Raw genomic sequence first — 17,932 nt, forward strand, 5'->3', positions numbered from 1 at the left:
AGCCTTGTGTCTGATGGGACTCATGTTGCTGATGTGATTGTTGTTGTTCAGTAGTGGGAGATTCTACGACGCGTACCTACCACCAACCAGGGAGTACCGCCTTGCCGAACCGTCGAACGAAGCCGTCGATCGTTCTCGGTGCTGTCGCACTACTCGCCGTCGCGACCCCGTTTGCGGTCGCAGGGCTGACAGACAGCACGACCACCGGAGTTCGACCGGCCAACGAGACAACCCCGGTCACCGTGCCGACGAAGATCGTCGAGACCGCGCTGAGCGCTGCACCGGACATCGTCGTTCCGCTGCAGGAGCTCACCGGCCTGCCGTTGCCCGATCTACGGCTCTCCGATCTGAAATACCTGCCGTTGCCGGATTCCATCGTGATCCCGCCGATCGAGATTCCCGACATCCCGGGTCTCACGACGCCGGCTCCGGGTGGCGCAACCGCGCAGGCCCCGATCCCCAGGGTGGACGCCTCGGCACCGGTCAATCCTGAAGCGGCCGACCCCACCGGGCCGCCGCTCGGAGCCGCAGTCAAGGAAATCTCGCAGGACACCCCGTTCAGCATGGTGGCGTTGACCTCCGAGCAGCTGAACGGCGCGAGCGCGCAGGTTCGACGTCAGCTCGAGGACGGATCCTGGGGCCCGTGGCTGCAGACCGCACCGGTGGACACCACTGCGAGCGACGCCGTTCCCGCTGCGGAAAAGCAGGGCACCGAACCGATCTTCGTGGGACTCACCAAGGCCGTGCAGGTGCTGTTGACTCCGCTGACGAGCAGTGCAGCTCCCGAAAGCTTTGCAACGCCGCCGGTTCCGGAGGTCCCGGTTGTTCCGCTGCCTTCCGATGCCTCCGCACCTGCACCTGCTCCCGCCGTTGCCGAGCAGCCATTGGGCTACACGCCCGCGTCGTCGAGCAAGCCGCTGCGCCAACAGGATCCGGCACCGATAGAGCCCGCTGCGCCCGACGCCGCTCCTGAGGTGTCGGCCGAGCAGTTGGCGTCGGCAGTGAGCGACATCAGCGCCGTGCTCATCACCCCCGGCACATCCCCCGCCGATTCGGCGTTGAGCGACCTCGCTACTCCGGTGGCGGGCGATGCAGGCCCCAACGTCATCACCCGCGCCCAGTGGGGTGCCGACGAGTCGATCCGTTGTGCCAACCCGACAATCGACGATTTCATCGGCGGTGCCACCGTGCACCACACCGCGGGCAGCAACGACTACTCGAAGTCCGAATCGGCCGAGATCGTCCGCGCCATCTACGCCTACCACGCACAGACTCTGGGCTGGTGCGACATCGGCTACAACGCACTCGTCGACAAGTACGGCCAGATCTTCGAGGGTCGCGCCGGCGGCTTGGACAAGCCGGTCCAGGGTGCGCACGCCGGTGGATTCAACGAGAACACCGTCGGAGTGGCCATGATGGGCGACTACTCCACTCAGGATCCGTCGCAGGAGACCGTCGATTCGGTCGGCAAGTTCCTCGGCTGGCGACTCGGCAAGGCAGGTCTGGATCCCAAGGGGACCACGACGATGACCTCCGAGGGAACGGATTTCACGTTCATCGGCAAAGGCAAGAGCGTCGACCTGCCGGTGATCTTCGGTCACCGCGACGTCGGCAACACCGAATGCCCCGGTGACGCCGGATACGCCAGGCTCGGGGAGATCCGCGACATCGCGGCCGCGAACCTCGGCGGTGGCGGCGACGTCACACCGGCAGCACCCGAGACCGCGCCCGATGCCACCGCACCGGATACCGCGGTGACCGACCCGGCACCGTCACGCCCGGGCACGGACGTCAGTTCGACTCTGGGCGAGAACATCCCGGCCCTGGTCGCAGAATTGCAGCGCCTGGCGTCGACGAGCCCCGTCGCGCAGAAGTGGTTGTCCTCGGGCGGCGAAACCGGCGCTCTCGGCGTACCGGTCAGCGGCCTGGTTCAGGTCAGCGGCGGCCGCGAGAAGGCTCAGTTCCAGAACGGCGAGATCATCACCAACATGGCCGGCCAGGCCGTGGCCGTCATCGGCAAGATCTTCCAGCAGTACCTGCAGCAGGGTGGCGTCGACGGCGTCCTCGGTCTGCCGCTCACCGACGAGTTCAAGGTGCCGGAGGGCTTCCGAACGGACTTCGAGAACGGTTCGCTCATCTTCAACGAGCTCACCGGCATCGTGACCACGGTGATCAAGACGTACAACGACACCTACAACGCAGAAATGCAGAAGCCGGTCGCCGCGCCGGTGGAGCCGGCACCCGCACCGGAGCCCGCACCCGCGGGCTGAGTTCAGACAGTCGACAAGGGCCGAGTCACCGTGGTGACTCGGCCCTTGTCGTGTTCGATGCGCCCCTGTACCGGCGTATCACCACCAGCGTTCGAGTACCTGCGCCACTCCGTCGTCTGCGTTGGTGACGGTCACTTCGTCCGCGGCGGCGACGGCAGCCGGATGCGCGTTGCCCATGGCGACGCCCAGGCCGACCATCGACAGCATCGGGACGTCGTTGGGCATGTCCCCGAAGGCGACGATGTCGGCGACGTCCACGGACAGGGTCTCGGCGACCTTCGCCAGGCCCGACGCCTTCGTGACGCCCGGCGCCGACAGTTCGATGAGCCCGTTGTCGGTGGAGAAGGTCAGGTCGGCGCGGCCGGAGATCAGCGGCGAGAGAATGTTTGCCATGTGGCCGCTGGTCGATCCCGACAGTCGTATCAGCAACTTCACCGCGGGGACGTCGACGACGTCGTCCTCGGACATTTCGACGTTGTCGGGATTGAGCCACGCGTGCTCGTAGCCGGGCGAGCTGACGAACTGCGGCGTCGCCGCGTCGTGCGCCGATCGACCGACGCGCTCGGCCGCGAGACCGCAGCCGGGTAGCGCGCGGTACGCGACGTCGGCCAGCCACTGCAACGTCTCGACATCGAGGGTCTCCGCACTGAGCACGCGATCGGTGGCCGCGTCGTAGATGACCGCACCGTTGGCGCACACCGACATCGGCGCGTATCCGAGACCGTCGACGACGGGGTGGATCCACCGCGGCGGCCTGCCGGTGGACAGCACGAACGGCACTCCGTCCGCTACGACGGCTGCGACAGCTCGCTTGGTGCGTTCACTGACACGTTCGTGCTGGTCGAGCAGGGTCCCGTCGACATCGCTGGCGACGAGGCGAGGGGCGAGGCGGGTGGTGTTCGGCGCGTTGGTCATCGTGACGTCATTCTGCCCTAGTGTCGAAGGACCCTGTTTTCGACATGCACGTCTTCGATGTGGAAGGAACGGTAGATGACATCCGTGAACCGTCAGATCCGCTTGGCTCAGCGGCCCGTGGGGCGTCCCGACGAGTCGACGTGGGATCTCACCGAGGAACCCATCCCCACCCCGGGCGACGGGGAATTCGTCGTCACCGTCGACTACGTCTCCCTCGATCCCGCCATGCGCGGTTGGCTCAACGATGCGCGCTCGTACGTGCCTCCCGTCGGCATCGGTGAGGTGATGCGTGCTCATGCCGTCGGCCGCGTCCTCGAGTCCCGGCATCCGGATTACGCTGTCGGCGAAGTCGTTTCGGGCTCGTTCGGCGTCACCGAGCATGCGATCTCGGACGGGTCGGGGGTGCAGAAGGTCGACGAATCGATCGCACCGGCACCCACCTGGCTCGGTACCCTCGGCTTCCCGGGATTGACGGCCTACTTCGGGTTGATGGACGTCGGCAAGCTGGCCGAGGGCGATACCGTCGTCATCTCCGGGGCGGCTGGTGCCGTCGGCAGCATCGTGGGTCAGATCGCGAAAGCCAAGGGAGCCACCGTGATCGGAATTGCCGGCGGACCCGAGAAATGCGCCTGGCTCACCGAGGAGCTGGGCTTCGACGCGGCGATCGACTACAAGAACGAGTCGGTGTACAAGGCCCTGAAGGCTGCTGCACCGAAGGGCATCGACGTCTACTTCGACAACGTCGGCGGCGAGATTCTCGATGCGGCGCTCTCGCGCCTGCGTAAGGGTGCGCGAGTGGTGTTGTGCGGGGCCATCTCCGGCTACAACGCCACCGAACCGCAGCCCGGACCCGCGCACTACCTGTCCCTGCTGATCAACCGTGCGTCGATGACCGGGTTCATCATCTTCGACTATCTCGATCGCTACCAGGAAGGCGTCGACGCTCTGTCGGAGCTGCTCACCAGCGGCAAGATGACCGCGCACGAGCAGATCGAGATCGGCGGAATCACGGCGTTCGGATCGACGCTGAATCTGTTGTTCGACGGTGCCAATACCGGCAAACTCGTCCTGGAGGTCGGCGAACGCACCCACGATTCGGAATTATGAGGACAACTCGTTCGTTGAACCCCACGTATCGCTCGATAGAGAACTAGGAGAGCACATGTCTGCAGCCACCGAAACCGCCATTCTCGCCGGAGGATGCTTCTGGGGAGCCGAGGAGCTCGTCCGCAAGCTGCCCGGGGTGGTCTCCACTCGCGTCGGCTACACCGGCGGCGAAATCCCCAACGCGACGTACCGCAACCACGGCAACCATGCCGAGGGCCTCGAAGTGATCTATGACCCCACCCAGACGTCGTACCGGGATCTGCTGGAGTTCTTCTTCCAGATTCACGATCCCAGCACGAAGAATCGTCAGGGCAACGACATCGGCGCCAGCTACCGCTCGGCCATCTTCTACCTGAACGACGAGCAGAAGCGCGTGGCCGAGGACACGATCGCCGATGTCGACGCGTCGGGGCTGTGGCCGGGCAAGGTCGTCACCGAGGTGACCCCGGCAGGAGATTTCTGGGAAGCCGAACCCGAGCACCAGGACTACCTGCAGAAGTACCCCGAGGGCTACACCTGCCACTGGGTTCGCCCGGACTGGAAGCTGCCGCGTCGGGCAACCGCCTAGCGGCTGCGCCGCATGTGCATGGAACTTCGTAGCCTGCTACGAAGTTCCACTCACATGGGTAGGGCAGCCAGGTCCGACATATCGAGTACGAACCTGTACCGAACGTCGTTGGCTGCCAACCGATCGAAAGCCTCGTTCACTCGAGCGGACGGCATCGTCTCCACCTCGGCGACGATGCCGTGTTCGCCACAAAAATCAAGCAATTCCTGGGTGTATCGGCGTCCACCACTGCCCGCCGACGCCAGACTCTTCCGGCCGATCAGTAAATCCAGGAAATCGACCGTCGTCGAGCCGAGATAGCCCACTGTGCAGAGCGTTCCGTCGAGTGCGAGGCAACGTAGGTACGGCGCGAGATCGTGCTCGACGGGCACGCAGTCGATGATCAGATCGAGACCACCTGCCAGTGCGTTCATCGCGGCGTCGTCGGTCGAGACGACCACGTGATGAGCACCCAGCTCCTTCGCGTCGGCGGCTTTGCCTGCACTGGTGGTGAATACGGTGACCTCCGCCCCGAGTGCGCGGCCCAGCTTGACCGCCAGATGGCCGAGCCCGCCGATTCCGGCCACCCCCAACCTCACGCCGGGGCCGACGTTCCAGCGGCGCAACGGCTCCCACACGGTGATGCCGGCACACATCAGGGGTGCCACTGCCGCTGGGTCGAGGTTCTCCGGGCGGTGGTAGACGAACCGATCGCGAACCACGTATTCGTCGGAATACGCACCGCGAGTGGTAATTCCATCGTGTCTGTCGCGCCCTCCATAGGTCAGGGTCGGGAACTCTCGACAGAAATTTTCCTGACCCACCGTGCACATATCGCACCGCCCGCACGAGTCGACGATGTTTCCGACGGCCACCGCATCGCCGACGGCAAAATCCGTGACTCCGGGACCGATCTCGGTCACCTCCCCGACGAACTCGTGCCCGGGCACCACAGGGAAGTCACCGGGATTCCGCGTCGAGTGCAGATCGGTGTGGCACACCCCGCAGTACGTTACCCGAACGGCAACGTCGTCGTCGCGAAGATCCCGCCGGTCGAATGTCCACCGCTCGAGTGCCGCGGTCTCGTCGACGGCTCTGTATCCGGTAGCTGTCCGCATGTTCGTATCCCTTCAGAAATAACCAACTGGTTGGAAACGGTAGCGGGTCGTGGGACAGTTTTCAACCAACCAGTTGGAAATGTATGGTTCTCGCATGGGCAATTCGACGGCTACCCGAGCTCGGCTGCTGGCCGCCGCCACCGAGGAGTTCGCGACGCACGGCATCGCCGGAGCACGAGTGGACCGAATCGCGGCGACGGCCGCATCGAACAAATCGTTGATCTACAGCTACTTCGGCAACAAGGACACCTTGTTCGACACCGCCTTCGACACGCGAGTCGACACCGATGTCGAGAACATCGCCTTCACTCCCGGCGACCTGCCCGGGTACGCGATGAAGCTCTACGACATGTACCTCGGCGACCCCACGCTGGTACGTCTGCTGACGTGGGCCCGGCTGGAGCGAACCCCGACCGGGCCGCTGTTCGACCGCAGACCCGGACACGACGATGAGAAATTCGTCATGATCGCCGAGGCTCAACGCGCCGGGCTGCTCGTGGACGACGTAGACCCCGCGGATATCTGGTCGATGCTGATCGCGTTGGCCGGCACGTGGGCTCAGGCGGCGATCATTCACACCGCCGACCGTAGTGAGCCCGAGACGGACCACGACCGACGCCGGGCCGCCCTCGCCGCCACCGTCCGGCGTGCATTCTGCCGACCTGTCCAGAAGGGCGGGACTTCCTAGCAGGGGTCGAACTACCGCGCACATGGGAGCCGAACTTGCGACACTGATCCGGTGACACCCGACAGAACCCCTCGGTCGATGGCCGACGTCCTTCGTTCGCCGCGCTTCTGGCTCGCTCCGATCCTTGTCGTCTCGACCCTCATGTCGTTTCTCGCGGCCCTGTATCTGGGCGGTGTTCTCGATCCACGGGGCAACTTGCACGATCTGCCCATTGCGATCGTCAACCAGGACGAGGGCGACACCCTCGCGGGTGAGCAACGCAATATCGGCAACGACATCGTCGACGGATTGATTCAGAACGTCGATTCCGAGAAGGTCGCTTTCCGCGAGGTAGGCCCGGCGCAGGCCGAATCGTTGCTGTCCACGGCCGAGGTCTACGGCTCCATCGTCATCCCCAGTGATTTCACCAAGAGAATGGGAATCCTGGCCGAGGGCAGCATCGTTCCCGGTGATATCGAGAAGCCGATCATCACCGTCTACACCAATCCGCGGGCGGGTAGCTTCGGAATGTCGCTCGTGACCGGAGTTGCCACTCCTGCATTCGAATCGGTGAATCAGACCGTGGGCCAACAGATCACCGATCAGGTTCGCCAGCAGCTCGGCGACACTCCCCTGGCGGGCGCGAGCGCTCTGACGTTGGCGCAGCCGATCAATGTGATTGTTGCCCAGCACGATCCACTGCCCGACGGTACCGGCGGTGGCCTGTCTGCGTTCTACTACGCGCTACTGCTCGTCCTGGCGGGATTCACCGGTGCGACCATCGTCAGCACCCTCGTCGACGGCTTGTTGGGGTTCACTCCAACCGAAATCGGCCCGAAGTACATCCACCGCGGACCCACCCGGATCAGCCGGTTCCAGACGCTGTTGGTCAAGTGGCTGGTGATGTTCGTTCTGGCCATGCTCGTATCCGCCCTGTACCTACTGATCAGCCACTTGCTGAGCATGCCCATCACCCATGCGTGGACCCTGTGGATGTACGGCGCGTTCGCGATCACCGCCGTCGGATTCACGGCGCTGGCGGTGATGTCCGCATTCGGCACAGCAGGGTTGCTGGTCAACTTGGTCGTCTTCATCATCCTGGCCCTGCCGTCCTCGGGTGGCACGATTCCTCTCGAGGCGAGCCCGCCGATTTTCACGTGGCTGGCCCAGTTCGAGCCGATGCATCAGATTTTCCTCGGCACCCGATCGATCCTGTACTTCAACGCCTCGCCCGACGCCGGCCTGCTGCATTCGGTGGGTATGACGTCCCTCGGGCTGCTCATCGGGCTCGTGTTCGGCCTGGTGTTCACCCTTCTCTACGACCGTAAGGGCCTCGACAGAGGCCTCGATTCTCCGGGTGTCATCAGCTGACGCCGGTACACTCGATCCAATGCTTGCCGTCAATCCAGCCGGGAGCGTGGCACCCCGACGGGCCGTCCGCGCCTATCTCGACGTCGCCATCGTCGTTCTCGTCCTCGTGGGCACCAACCTCATCGCACACTTCACCACGGTGTGGGCGAGTATCGCGACGGTTCCGATCGCCGCCGTTCTCCTGGTGATCCTGTCGAACCGTCGCGGACTCGGATGGGCCGAGCTGGGACTGTCACCCAAGCAGTGGAAGACGGGTTCGCTCTACGCACTCGGTGCCGTCGGCATCGTCCTGACGGTCATCGCCATCGGTGCATTGCTACCGATGACGCGGCCCTTCTTCATGGCCGATCGCTATGCCACCATCTCTGCGGCGCTGGTCGCCTCGATGATCGTCATTCCGCTGCAGACGGTCATCCCGGAAGAACTTGCGTTCCGTGGGGTGCTGCACGGCACGTTGGGCCGCATCTACGGTGCCCGCGGAGTCTTCGCGGCGGGATCCCTACTGTTCGGTCTGTGGCACATCGCGTCCTCGCTCGGACTGACCGCCGGGAACGTGGGACTCAGCGGATTTCTCGGCGGCGGGCTGTTCGGGCAAATCGTCGGGATCGCGCTCGCAGTCGTCGCGACCGCAGCAGCCGGGGTCGTCTTCACCTGGCTGCGCAGTCGAAGCGGGAGTCTCATCGCACCCATCGCCCTGCACTGGTCGTTGAACGGACTCGGCGCACTGGCCGCAGCCCTCGTGTGGCACGCATCGACGAGCTGAGCGACATGAAAGACGAGCTGCACCAATACCTTCGGATCGCTCGCCAGAACATGCTGTGGAAGCTCGACGGCCTCACCGAATACCAGAAGCGACGACCGATGACGCCGACGGGAACCAACCTCTTGGGGTTGGTCAAACACCTCGCCATCGTCGAATACGGCTACTTCGGCCTCACGTTCGGTCGTGAGTTTCCAGCTCGTTTCGCGGAATTGGAAGCAGAGGGCATGGCCCGGCTGAATTCCGACATGTGGGCCACCGCCGAAGAATCGTCGGAATCCATTGTCGCCCTGTACCGCGAGGCGTGGACGTATGCCGACAAGACCATCGATTCACTCGACCTGGATGCAGCGGGACGCGTCCTGCACTGGCCTGCGGACAAACAAGAAGTGACGTTGCATCGCGTACTGGTGCATCTGTGCATCGAAACGAATCGACATGCCGGACACGCAGACATACTGCGCGAATTGATCGACAACTCCGTCGGACTGCGCCTCGGCAACGAGAACATGGCCGACGGCGACGCAGCATGGTGGGCAGAGTACCGATCCGAGTTGGAAACCGTTGCTCTAGAGGCTGATCAAGCCCGTCCCGCCGACTGAGCCATTTTCGGCTCGACGGCTATTTTCGCGGTGTACCTGTCCAACCGCGATCGATGACCCGATTCAGCGCGACGACAGCCTGCGCGGAAATCCCGGGCAGTGATCACTGTCCGTCTACCGTTCTTTTTCTCGATTCTCACGGCCTTCCCGGAGCGCAGCTTCGATACCGGTGTCGCCCCTGCTATCGAAGCGAAGACCCCAGCCTGCCCGATCGCGCATCGGATGCACGTCCGACACGGATGTACCCCAAAATGTCTTCGGCAATAATCTGCGCCCGCGGCCAACCACGCGTTGCCCACGCATCGATGCCACGATCCCCGGTGTGGAAGGGGGTGGAATTACCAGGAGAGGGGCAAAGTTTCGGTGAGCGAGACGTGTCAGGAATTTCCGGCCATGGCGATTGTTGGCGCCCACGTGCTTAACAACGAGACCGCCACCGAAACCGAGCTGAGCCCCAAGTCCTGGGTCCGCGAGCTGACCGAGCAGATTCTCGAGCAGGGCACCACCGAGGGGGCCGAGTATCAGGGTCTGCCTGTCGTGCTGTTCACGATCACCGGGGCGAAGTCCGGCAAGAAGCGGTACGTGCCCTTGATGCGCGTCGAAGCCGACGGCAAGTACGCCATGGTCGGTTCCAACGGTGCCGGTGCCACGAACCCGTCGTGGTACTACAACATCAAGGCAAACCCCACCGTCACGGTGCAAGACGGGACGAAGGTTCTCACCCTCCAGGCCCGCGAGCTCGACGGGGCCGAGCGCGAGAAATGGTGGACGCTAGCCGTCGAGTCCTTCGCTCAGTACGCCGAATTCCAGTCCCAGACAGACCGGCAACTCCCCGTCTTCATCCTGGAGTGACCCCGGCTGTGATCCCACTTCACGCCCCGTGCACGGGCGACACCCGACGTTAGGAACAGCCTTGAAAATCGGAATCTCCACCTTCGTCACCGACGACGGGATCGACCCGGTGTCGCTGGCTCGCGCCATCGAGGAGCGTGGATTCGACTCGCTGGTTGTTGCCGAGCACACTCACATCCCAGCCAGTAGGGAGACGGCGTTTCCCACCGGCGAAGAGATGCCCGACTTCTACTATCGGACGCTCGACCCCTTCGTCACTCTGGCAGCGGCCGCAGCGGTGACATCGAAGATCGAGCTGGTCACCGGTATCACCTTGCTCATTCAGCGTGATCCCATCACCACTGCAAAAGAATCCGCCAGTATCGACCTGATCTCACGGGGCCGGTTCGTATTCGGCGTGGGAGCGGGTTGGCTCCTCGAGGAGATCCGCAACCACGGCACCGACCCGAAGACACGGGGTGCACTGTTGGACGAGCAGATCGAAGCAATCAAAGCCCTGTGGACGAACCAGCCGGCCGAGTATCACGGCAAGCACGTCGATATCGAACCCTCCTACCTCCGTCCCAAGCCGGTGCAGACACCGCACCCCCCGATATTCATCGGCGGTGCCTCCGATGCGACGGTGAAGCGCGTCATCCGGCACGACGCCGGGTGGATAGCCAACCCACAGCCCGTCGATGTCATGTCCGCGCGCATCGATGCGATGCGCGAAGGACTCGGGCACGACGTTCCGTTGCTACAGTTCGGCACCCCCGCGGATCCCGAGTACTGGCACGCCTGCGAAGAGTTGGGATTCGGGCAGCTTGCGCTCATGCTGCCCACCGCGCCGCACGACGAATCGTTGAAAATCCTCGACGAGTACGCCGCGCTGGCGTCCGCGTACCGCGGGAGATAAAACCCTGGGCGCGTTCGGAAGTCGCGCGTCCACCCACACCGGTCCCCGCACCGATCCGGTGCGGGGACCGACCTAGCTTGCGTTCAGGAACCGGACGGCGCTGCCGGCGGTACGGGAGGCGTCGCACCATCAGCGGGTGCCGGCGGCGCGGGCGGAGTTGTGCCATCGGCCGGTGCCGGCGGCGCGGGCGGCGTCGCTCCGTCTTCTGGTGCGCACACCGCTCCCGGGCCACCTGCGCCCGGCCCACCCTTACCCGGACCACCATCGGCCGGTCCGCCCTTGCCCGGACCACCCGCGGGCGGGGCAGGCGGAGTTGCGCCGTTATCCGGTGCCGGTGGTGTTGCGCCATCACCCGGTGGGGTCGGAACTGCGGGAACCGTCGATCCGTCACCGGAATCGGGTGCCGCAGGAGCCGCAGGCACCTCCGATGCATCCACACCGCCACCACCGTCGGTTCGCTGTCCGAGGGCAGAAGACGACGCCAAGGTCGACACGCCAGGCGAGGCGGCGGGTCCGGTGGCTGCGAACACCGCCGCCGTCACCAGGGCTCCGATGGCAAGTCCCGCTGCTGCGGTCGCGGCCAGCGGCACCCGTCCCTTCCACCGCTTGGGCTTGTTCTCCCGAGCGGTGCCGGGCTCGGGGTTCGATGCGGCGGGAATCGGTTGGGTCTGATCGTTCACGTTGACTCCTTGTTCGGACTGTTTCGGTCTGTCTCCGACACTGCCGCCGCTAGCTGAAGTCACCCTGAAGCCGAGCGCATCTTCAGGATCACTTCAGCTGGTGGGTGACAATCGAGGCATGACATACAGTTCCGCTCCCCGGGTGATGGTGGTGGAGGATTCGCTACCCATCAGGGAAGCGCTCGTAGCGGCGTTCGAGGACGCGGGTTTCACCGCCGTGTCCCTACCCGACGGCGACGACTTCGAGACCACGATGGCAGGCTTCCGTCCCGATGTCGTGATCCTCGACGTCATGCTGCCCGGTGCACGGGACGGGTTCGATCTCATCGACGTCGTCAGGCAGAGCAGCGACGCGGGCATCATCATGGTCACCGCGAAAGATCAGCTGGCCGACCGATTGCGGGGCCTGGGCGACGGCGCTGACGACTACGTGGTCAAGCCCTTCCAACTCGACGAGGTGGTCGCCCGCGCCAAATCCGTGCTGCGGCGTCGTGGTCGTTCTTCCGACGCGGTCCAGGTCGGTGATCTACTGGTCGACGAGCCCGCCGGAGTGGTCACTCGGGCAGGTCAGGTTCTCGATCTGACGGCGACGGAGCTCCGTTTGGCCACGTTCCTCGTCGCACAACGCGGACGTACCGTCTCCAAAACCTCTATCCTGGAATCGGTCTGGGGCTACGGCGCGTACGACGGTAACCTGGTGGAAGTTCACATCAGTGCGTTGCGTCGCAAGATGGAAGCGCATGGGCCGCGGTTGATCCATACCGTCCGCGGCTTGGGTTATGCATTGCGGGCTCCGCAGTGAAGCGGACGCCGACCCCGTCGCTTCGGATGCGGGTGGTCGCCACCGTCGTCGTGTTGTTCGCGGCACTGCTGGTGATTGTCGGATCGTCGGTGGATGTCGTTCTGGGTCAACAGCTTCGGCGTGATCTTGAGGCACGGTTGTCGGACCGGGCAACTCGGGCTGTCGAGCTCGTGGAGAGCGGCGTCGGGCCCGGGGATCTGGTGCAGGCCCTGCAGGGCGACGCCATCCGAGTTCGGGTCACGGCTGCGGACGGCACGGTGTACGGGGCTCCCGGCAGCGGACCGCCTGGCCCGGACATCCGGCCTGCCACCCCGGCTCCGCCTGCGGGCCAGTCGCGAACTCCGAGTCCCCCTGGTCCGCCCGATCCTCCTGCGCCCCCGTCCGATTCGTTCGAGATCACCGAACCGTTGCCCGACGGTTCGACGCTGTCTCTCCTCGGCGATACCACCGCCATCGCCGATGTTCGGCGACAACTGCGCATCCTCATGCTGGTAGCGGGTGCTGTGACGCTGCTACTGGCCGCCGCTGCACTCACCTTTGCCGTGCGGCGAGCGCTGTCCCCGCTGGACTCGATGACATCGGTCGCGCGCCGAATAACCAATGGCGACAGGGGCAGACGGCTACTTCCCACCAAACCGAACACCGACCTCGGCCGTACCGCCTCGGCCGTGGACGAGATGCTCGACGCCCTCGAGGACGCCGAGCGCCGCGAGGCAGCAGCGGCGCGCACAGCCCGCCTCGCCGAGGAGGACATGCGGCGCTTTCTGGCCGACGCCGCACACGAGCTGCGCACTCCCGTCGCCGGGATCTCGGCGTTGGCGCAGTCGTTGCAGCGCGACGCCGAGCATCGTCCCGATCGAGTCGCGCGCTGGAGCGAGCTGCTGGTCGGGGAATCGAGCAGGGCGTCACGATTGGTGGGCGACATGCTCGATTCCGTTCGTGCGGAGAGCACGTCGGATCTCGATGCAACCGATATCGATCTCGTCGAGATCACCCGGCGCACAGTGGAGCGAGCAGCTCTACTCATGCCGGAGATTCGGTTCGATGTCGATGCCGCGCAACCGATTACGGTTCACCTCGACGTCGGACGCATCGAACAGATCCTGTCCAACGTGCTCGACAATGCCGGTCGTTTCACCCCGTCCGGCGGCACGATTCGGGTAGCGGTCGGCCGGGACACCCACGCATTCATCACCGTGGACGACGAAGGACCAGGTGTCGCAGAGGCAGACCGTGAGCGCATCTTCGAACGACTCGTCAGGCTGAACTCCGCCCGTGACCGCGCATCCGGTGGCGTCGGACTGGGGCTGTCGATCGCTCGGACATTGGCGCGCGCCCACGGCGGCGAACTCGTCTGCCTCGCAGGGCCTTCGGGCGCGCGATTCCGGCTGACTCTCCCCCTGAACGCGTGAACACCTGAAACCCCGAACATGTCAGCTATTCGACGATCAGGTCCATCAGCAGACTGTCGTGCCAGCCGTCCGGTCCCTTCTCGTACTTGCGCATGATCCCGACAGGCTCGAAACCGACTGCGCTGTAACAGGCTATCGCTACCGCGTTGTCGGCGGCCGGATCGATCACCAGGCGGTGATGACCGAGATCGACGGTGAGGTACCGCACCAGCGTGCCTACCGCGTCCTTCCCGATGCCGCGACCGTGCACCGCCGGATCGAGGAAGATGTCGATCGACGCGTGCCGGTACATCGGGTCGGTCTCTTCGCCGTATTGAATCAAACCCACTGTTGCGGAGCCCAATTCGACAACCAGGCGAGTCTCTTCAGGGTTGTCGAACGGCCAGATCTCGTCGGCGTCCTCGTCACCCCACCGCGCATGCACCTCGGGGGTGTGCAGTATTCGGCGTAGCTCCGGCACGTCCTCGGCGGTGATCGGCCGCAACACAACCCGTTCACCGCGGAGGTTCATGCCCGCCGACTACTCGACGCGCTTGGCTGCGCGTGCCGCCAGATCCTGGGCGTCGAGCTTGTCGGCTTCCTCCAGGGTCGGGGCACTGCCACCGAGTCGGGCCGGAACCCAGTACGCGCCGGGCTCGTGGTGGTAGCCCTCCTGAAGCTCGAGCAGCATCTTCTGCATGACCGACCGCAGCTTGTCGGTCAGTTCGTTCGGCGGCCCGACCGGCGCAATCGGTTCACCGACGGCAATGGAGATCGGAGTGTTGGTGCGGCCCAATCGCTTCGGGTAGCCCTTGGTCCACACTCGCTGCGCACCCCAGATGACCGTCGGGATGATGGGGACGCCGGCCTCGATGGCCATCCGCGCTGCACCGGACTTGAATTCCTTGATCTCGAAGCTCCGGCTGATGGTGGCTTCGGGATACACGCCGACGAGTTCGCCCTTACGCAGACTGTCGACGGCCGCCTTGTACGACTGCGCACCGGCACCGCGGTCGACGGGGATGTGCTTGAGTGCGCGCATGATGGGGCCGGAGATCTTGTTGTCGAAGACTTCCTTCTTGGCCATGAAGCGGATGTAGCGCTTCACTCGCCGCGGCGGCAACCCGGCGTAGGTGAAGTCCATGTATCCGGTGTGGTTGACGGCGATGACCGCTCCACCGGTAGCAGGGATGTGGTCCTCGCCCTCGACCTCGAACTTCAGGCCCTCGAACGCGAACACTGTGCGAGCGATGCCGATGACTGATCGGTAGACGGGTTCCACAGTCGGTTAGCGTAGTCGGTGGACGGGGTCGGAGAAAGGTCCGGCCAGGAGCGCGGTCGGGTCGTGCGCAGTTCGAGAAGCTACGGGGGAGAGAATTCACGTGAAGAACAGAGCGGCTTCACCGCGGCGCAGCCGAGTCTGCCGAACCACGCTGCCGCTGATCGCATTGATTGCGCTGGTCGGTGCCTGCGATTCCGCGGTCGGGATCCCATCCGATCAGGCCGCAGCCCCGTCCAGCGGCAGTGCCGAGTCCACCGCCGAGTCCGCGAATTCCGCCGGGTCGAGCACCCCTGAGCCGACGATCACCACCACCCCGGCACCGCCGCCCATCCCACCAGGTCCGCCCGTCGGCGAAGCCCCCGGAAATCCTGCGGCCGCCGCGGCGCTACGGCCGTTCGTCAACGATCTCACCGGCGGCGGAATAGGTGTCGTCACCGCGAGGTGCTGGACTGTGCCGCCGACCGACATTCCGACGATGTACTTCGACACCGGCGCCATCCTCGCTGCGGTGGCGGCTCCCGCGGTCGACGGTCAGTACGCGGTGACGTGGACCGGACCCATGGCAACGGTCGCCATCAAACGCAGCGAGATCGCGTCGGGCTACGCCTGCCCGACCGTCTATCCCACCGGCACGACGCCGGTGTTCGACGCGACGGACGCGGTGTACACCGTCGATCGCTATCTGGGACGCATCGCCGGTATCCCCGTCAATCGGGGCGACGTCGAGGAGAGCTACCCGCTGGTGTGCGACAGCCGCGGCACGTGGGATCCGAACGGCACCGGGTCTCCTACTGCCCCACCTCTGGCCGAGAACCCGGCAATTCTGCCGAGCATCACTTCGTTCGATCCCGACAGCGTGTTCGTGACGGCTCAGAACGGCGTCTACACGCAGGTCAATGCAGACATCATCGACGCCTCGGGGGTGTACCAGAACCGCACGTTCCTGCTGGCGATCGGCGGCGAGGGCTACTGCATCGGCGACATCGCCTGATCCTGAACTACTTCAGGACATCGGTCCCGACGAAGGGCACGAGGGCTTCCGGAACCCGGACGGTGCCGTCGGCCTGCTGGTGGTTTTCGAGGATCGCCACGATCCACCGCGTGGTGGCGAGGGTGCCGTTCAGGGTGGCGGCGGTCTGCGGCTTGCCGTTCTCGTCGCGGTATCGCACGCCGAGGCGTCGGGCCTGGAAGGTCGTGCAGTTCGAGGTCGAGGTGAGCTCGCGGTATGCCTTCTGCGTGGGGACCCATGCTTCGCAGTCGAACTTGCGCGCGGCCGAGGACCCGAGGTCTCCGCCTGCGGTGTCGATGACGCGGTAGGGCAATTCGACTGCGGCGAGCATTTCCTTCTCGTACTGCAGCAGCTTCCGGTGCTCGGCCTCCGCGTCCTCGGGCTTGATATACGAGAACATCTCGATCTTGTCGAACTGATGGACGCGGATGATGCCGCGCGTGTCCTTGCCGTAGCTGCCCGCTTCACGACGGAAGCACGACGACCAACCGGCGTAGCGCTTGGGGCCGTCGGCGAGGTCGATGATCTCGCCCGAGTGGTAGCCCGCGAGAGCAACTTCGGAGGTTCCGACGAGATACAGGTCGTCGGCTTCGAGGCGGTAGATCTCGTCTGCGTGTGCTCCGAGGAAGCCGGTTCCCGACATGATCTCCGGCCGCACGAGAACCGGCGGGATCATCATGGTGAACCCGTTCTTGACGGCCTTCTGCGCGGCGAGCTGAAGCAGCCCCTGCTGCAGCAACGCGCCGTAGCCGGTCATGAAGTAGAAGCGTGAGCCCGACACCTTGGCTCCGCGTTCCATGTCGATCAGGTTCAGCGACTCGCCGAGTTCCAGGTGATCCTTGGGCTCGAAGTCGAACTCAGGGACGTCGCCGACGGTCTCGAGCAGCACGAAGTCGTCCTCGCCGCCCGCGGGCGTTCCCTCCTCGACGATGTTGGAGATCGCCCGGTGAGCCGTGTCGAGAGCTGCGTCGGCCTCGGCCTCGGCTGCCTGTGCCGCCTTGACCTTCGCGGCCAGTTCCGATGCCCCGGCCAGCAGCGCGGGACGGTCCTCGGCCGAAGCCTTGCCGACCTTCTTGCCCAGCGCCTTCTGCTCGGCACGCAACTGATCCCCGGCCAACACAGCGGCGCGGCGGGAGGCGTCGGCGTCCAGAAGAGCGTCGACGAGAGCGGGGTCCTCGCCTCGGGTGCGCTGCGAGGCGCGCACTGCGTCGGGGTTCTCGCGAAGCAATTTCAGGTCGATCACGAGAGCAAACCTTACTTGCCGAGCAAGCCCAGGTAGTCCTCGCGTCCGAACATCGTGGCTGCGTCGATCGCCGACGGGTGGCCGCCGTGTGGGTCGGCTCCGCCGTCGACGAGCAGCCGCACCACCTCGTCCTCGCCTTTGAACACAGCGCCCGCGAGTGGGCTCTGACCCTTGTCGTTGGCCTTGTTCACATCGGCACCGCGTTCGACCAGCACCCGTACCGCATCGGCGTGACCGTGATAGGCGGCCAACATGAGCAGGGTGTCCCCCGACTCGTTGTGCAGATTCACCGGAACTCCGGCGTCGACGTAACTCGCCAGACCGACGGCGTCACCGGTACGTGCCATTGCGAACAGTCGACCGGCCAGCTCACTGAGGTCGTCGTCACCCGTTGGGTCGCTCATGTCGACCGAACATACTC

General features: G+C 64.9%; 19 protein-coding genes. 12 read left to right on the forward strand and 7 right to left on the reverse strand.

Annotated features, from left to right (window positions below):
* Window positions 1-101: 101 nt before the first annotated feature.
* On the forward strand, window positions 102-2,270 hold the full coding sequence (locus tag ASH04_RS06295; RefSeq protein ID WP_057473084.1) for an N-acetylmuramoyl-L-alanine amidase: 2,169 nt from the start codon (window positions 102-104) through the stop codon (window positions 2,268-2,270).
* 78 nt (window positions 2,271-2,348) lie between these two features.
* On the opposite strand, the gene ASH04_RS06300 is transcribed toward ASH04_RS06295, so the two are convergent.
* Window positions 2,349-3,185: a Cof-type HAD-IIB family hydrolase gene (locus ASH04_RS06300; RefSeq protein ID WP_027494821.1), complete on the reverse strand. Its 837-nt coding sequence runs from the start codon at window positions 3,183-3,185 to the stop codon at window positions 2,349-2,351.
* A 75-nt stretch (window positions 3,186-3,260) separates the two neighbouring features.
* Between ASH04_RS06300 and ASH04_RS06305 the strand changes: the two genes are divergently transcribed.
* The gene (locus ASH04_RS06305; protein ID WP_057473085.1) at window positions 3,261-4,292 is read left to right on the forward strand and encodes an NADP-dependent oxidoreductase; all 1,032 of its coding nucleotides are present in this window, start codon (window positions 3,261-3,263) and stop codon (window positions 4,290-4,292) included.
* A gap of 55 nt (window positions 4,293-4,347) precedes the next feature.
* Window positions 4,348-4,860: a peptide-methionine (S)-S-oxide reductase MsrA gene (gene msrA / locus ASH04_RS06310; RefSeq protein WP_057473086.1), complete on the forward strand. Its 513-nt coding sequence runs from the start codon at window positions 4,348-4,350 to the stop codon at window positions 4,858-4,860.
* Between the two features lie 50 nt (window positions 4,861-4,910).
* Here msrA and ASH04_RS06315 read toward each other — a convergent pair whose 3' ends face one another.
* A complete protein-coding gene (locus ASH04_RS06315; RefSeq protein ID WP_032366747.1) occupies window positions 4,911-5,957 on the reverse strand; it encodes an NAD(P)-dependent alcohol dehydrogenase in 1,047 nt (348 codons plus the stop codon).
* A 94-nt stretch (window positions 5,958-6,051) separates the two neighbouring features.
* Between ASH04_RS06315 and ASH04_RS06320 the strand changes: the two genes are divergently transcribed.
* The 6 genes from ASH04_RS06320 (at window position 6,052) to ASH04_RS06345 (ending at window position 11,104) form a co-directional block, all read left to right on the forward strand.
* Window positions 6,052-6,645: a TetR family transcriptional regulator gene (locus ASH04_RS06320; RefSeq protein WP_057473087.1), complete on the forward strand. Its 594-nt coding sequence runs from the start codon at window positions 6,052-6,054 to the stop codon at window positions 6,643-6,645.
* Between the two features lie 51 nt (window positions 6,646-6,696).
* Complete coding sequence (locus tag ASH04_RS06325) at window positions 6,697-7,995, forward strand: YhgE/Pip domain-containing protein (protein WP_370878641.1); 1,299 nt, start codon at window positions 6,697-6,699, stop codon at window positions 7,993-7,995.
* A 19-nt stretch (window positions 7,996-8,014) separates the two neighbouring features.
* Complete coding sequence (locus ASH04_RS06330) at window positions 8,015-8,758, forward strand: CPBP family intramembrane glutamic endopeptidase (RefSeq protein ID WP_027494825.1); 744 nt, start codon at window positions 8,015-8,017, stop codon at window positions 8,756-8,758.
* 5 nt (window positions 8,759-8,763) lie between these two features.
* Complete coding sequence (locus ASH04_RS06335) at window positions 8,764-9,357, forward strand: DinB family protein (RefSeq protein WP_051365305.1); 594 nt, start codon at window positions 8,764-8,766, stop codon at window positions 9,355-9,357.
* Between the two features lie 393 nt (window positions 9,358-9,750).
* Window positions 9,751-10,209 carry a nitroreductase family deazaflavin-dependent oxidoreductase gene (locus ASH04_RS06340; protein WP_052053248.1) on the forward strand — a complete coding sequence of 153 codons (459 nt, stop codon included), beginning with the start codon at window positions 9,751-9,753 and terminating at the stop codon, window positions 10,207-10,209.
* A 61-nt stretch (window positions 10,210-10,270) separates the two neighbouring features.
* The gene (locus ASH04_RS06345; protein ID WP_057473088.1) at window positions 10,271-11,104 is read left to right on the forward strand and encodes an LLM class F420-dependent oxidoreductase; all 834 of its coding nucleotides are present in this window, start codon (window positions 10,271-10,273) and stop codon (window positions 11,102-11,104) included.
* A gap of 83 nt (window positions 11,105-11,187) precedes the next feature.
* Here ASH04_RS06345 and ASH04_RS06350 read toward each other — a convergent pair whose 3' ends face one another.
* The gene (locus tag ASH04_RS06350; protein WP_057473089.1) at window positions 11,188-11,784 is read right to left on the reverse strand and encodes a hypothetical protein; all 597 of its coding nucleotides are present in this window, start codon (window positions 11,782-11,784) and stop codon (window positions 11,188-11,190) included.
* Between the two features lie 118 nt (window positions 11,785-11,902).
* Here ASH04_RS06350 and ASH04_RS06355 point away from each other — a divergent pair, with 118 nt between their 5' ends.
* Together ASH04_RS06355 and ASH04_RS06360 are read left to right on the forward strand one after the other, a co-directional pair.
* On the forward strand, window positions 11,903-12,586 hold the full coding sequence (locus tag ASH04_RS06355) for a response regulator transcription factor (RefSeq protein WP_072691980.1): 684 nt from the start codon (window positions 11,903-11,905) through the stop codon (window positions 12,584-12,586).
* The gene (locus tag ASH04_RS06360) at window positions 12,583-13,998 is read left to right on the forward strand and encodes a sensor histidine kinase (protein WP_235579946.1); all 1,416 of its coding nucleotides are present in this window, start codon (window positions 12,583-12,585) and stop codon (window positions 13,996-13,998) included. The genes ASH04_RS06355 and ASH04_RS06360 overlap by 4 nt, the downstream gene beginning before the upstream one ends.
* Window positions 13,999-14,023: 25 nt before the next feature.
* Here ASH04_RS06360 and ASH04_RS06365 read toward each other — a convergent pair whose 3' ends face one another.
* Together ASH04_RS06365 and ASH04_RS06370 are read right to left on the reverse strand one after the other, a co-directional pair.
* Window positions 14,024-14,509 (reverse strand): GNAT family N-acetyltransferase, encoded by a 486-nt coding sequence (locus ASH04_RS06365; RefSeq protein WP_057473091.1) that lies wholly within the window; start codon window positions 14,507-14,509, stop codon window positions 14,024-14,026.
* A 9-nt stretch (window positions 14,510-14,518) separates the two neighbouring features.
* The gene (locus ASH04_RS06370; RefSeq protein ID WP_032371702.1) at window positions 14,519-15,259 is read right to left on the reverse strand and encodes a lysophospholipid acyltransferase family protein; all 741 of its coding nucleotides are present in this window, start codon (window positions 15,257-15,259) and stop codon (window positions 14,519-14,521) included.
* A 100-nt stretch (window positions 15,260-15,359) separates the two neighbouring features.
* Between ASH04_RS06370 and ASH04_RS06375 the strand changes: the two genes are divergently transcribed.
* The gene (locus tag ASH04_RS06375; RefSeq protein WP_156394493.1) at window positions 15,360-16,250 is read left to right on the forward strand and encodes a hypothetical protein; all 891 of its coding nucleotides are present in this window, start codon (window positions 15,360-15,362) and stop codon (window positions 16,248-16,250) included.
* 7 nt (window positions 16,251-16,257) lie between these two features.
* Here the strand turns inward: ASH04_RS06375 and serS are convergent, their stop codons facing one another.
* Both serS and ASH04_RS06385 read right to left on the reverse strand, forming a co-directional pair.
* Entirely contained in the window at window positions 16,258-17,511 is a 1,254-nt protein-coding gene (serS, locus tag ASH04_RS06380; RefSeq protein WP_057473093.1) for a serine--tRNA ligase, read from the reverse strand.
* 11 nt (window positions 17,512-17,522) lie between these two features.
* Window positions 17,523-17,915 (reverse strand): ankyrin repeat domain-containing protein, encoded by a 393-nt coding sequence (locus tag ASH04_RS06385; protein WP_032366735.1) that lies wholly within the window; start codon window positions 17,913-17,915, stop codon window positions 17,523-17,525.
* Window positions 17,916-17,932 lie beyond the last annotated feature (17 nt).

The organism is Rhodococcus sp. Leaf233 (assembly GCF_001426165.1).
GTDB lineage: Bacteria > Actinomycetota > Actinomycetes > Mycobacteriales > Mycobacteriaceae > Rhodococcoides > Rhodococcoides fascians.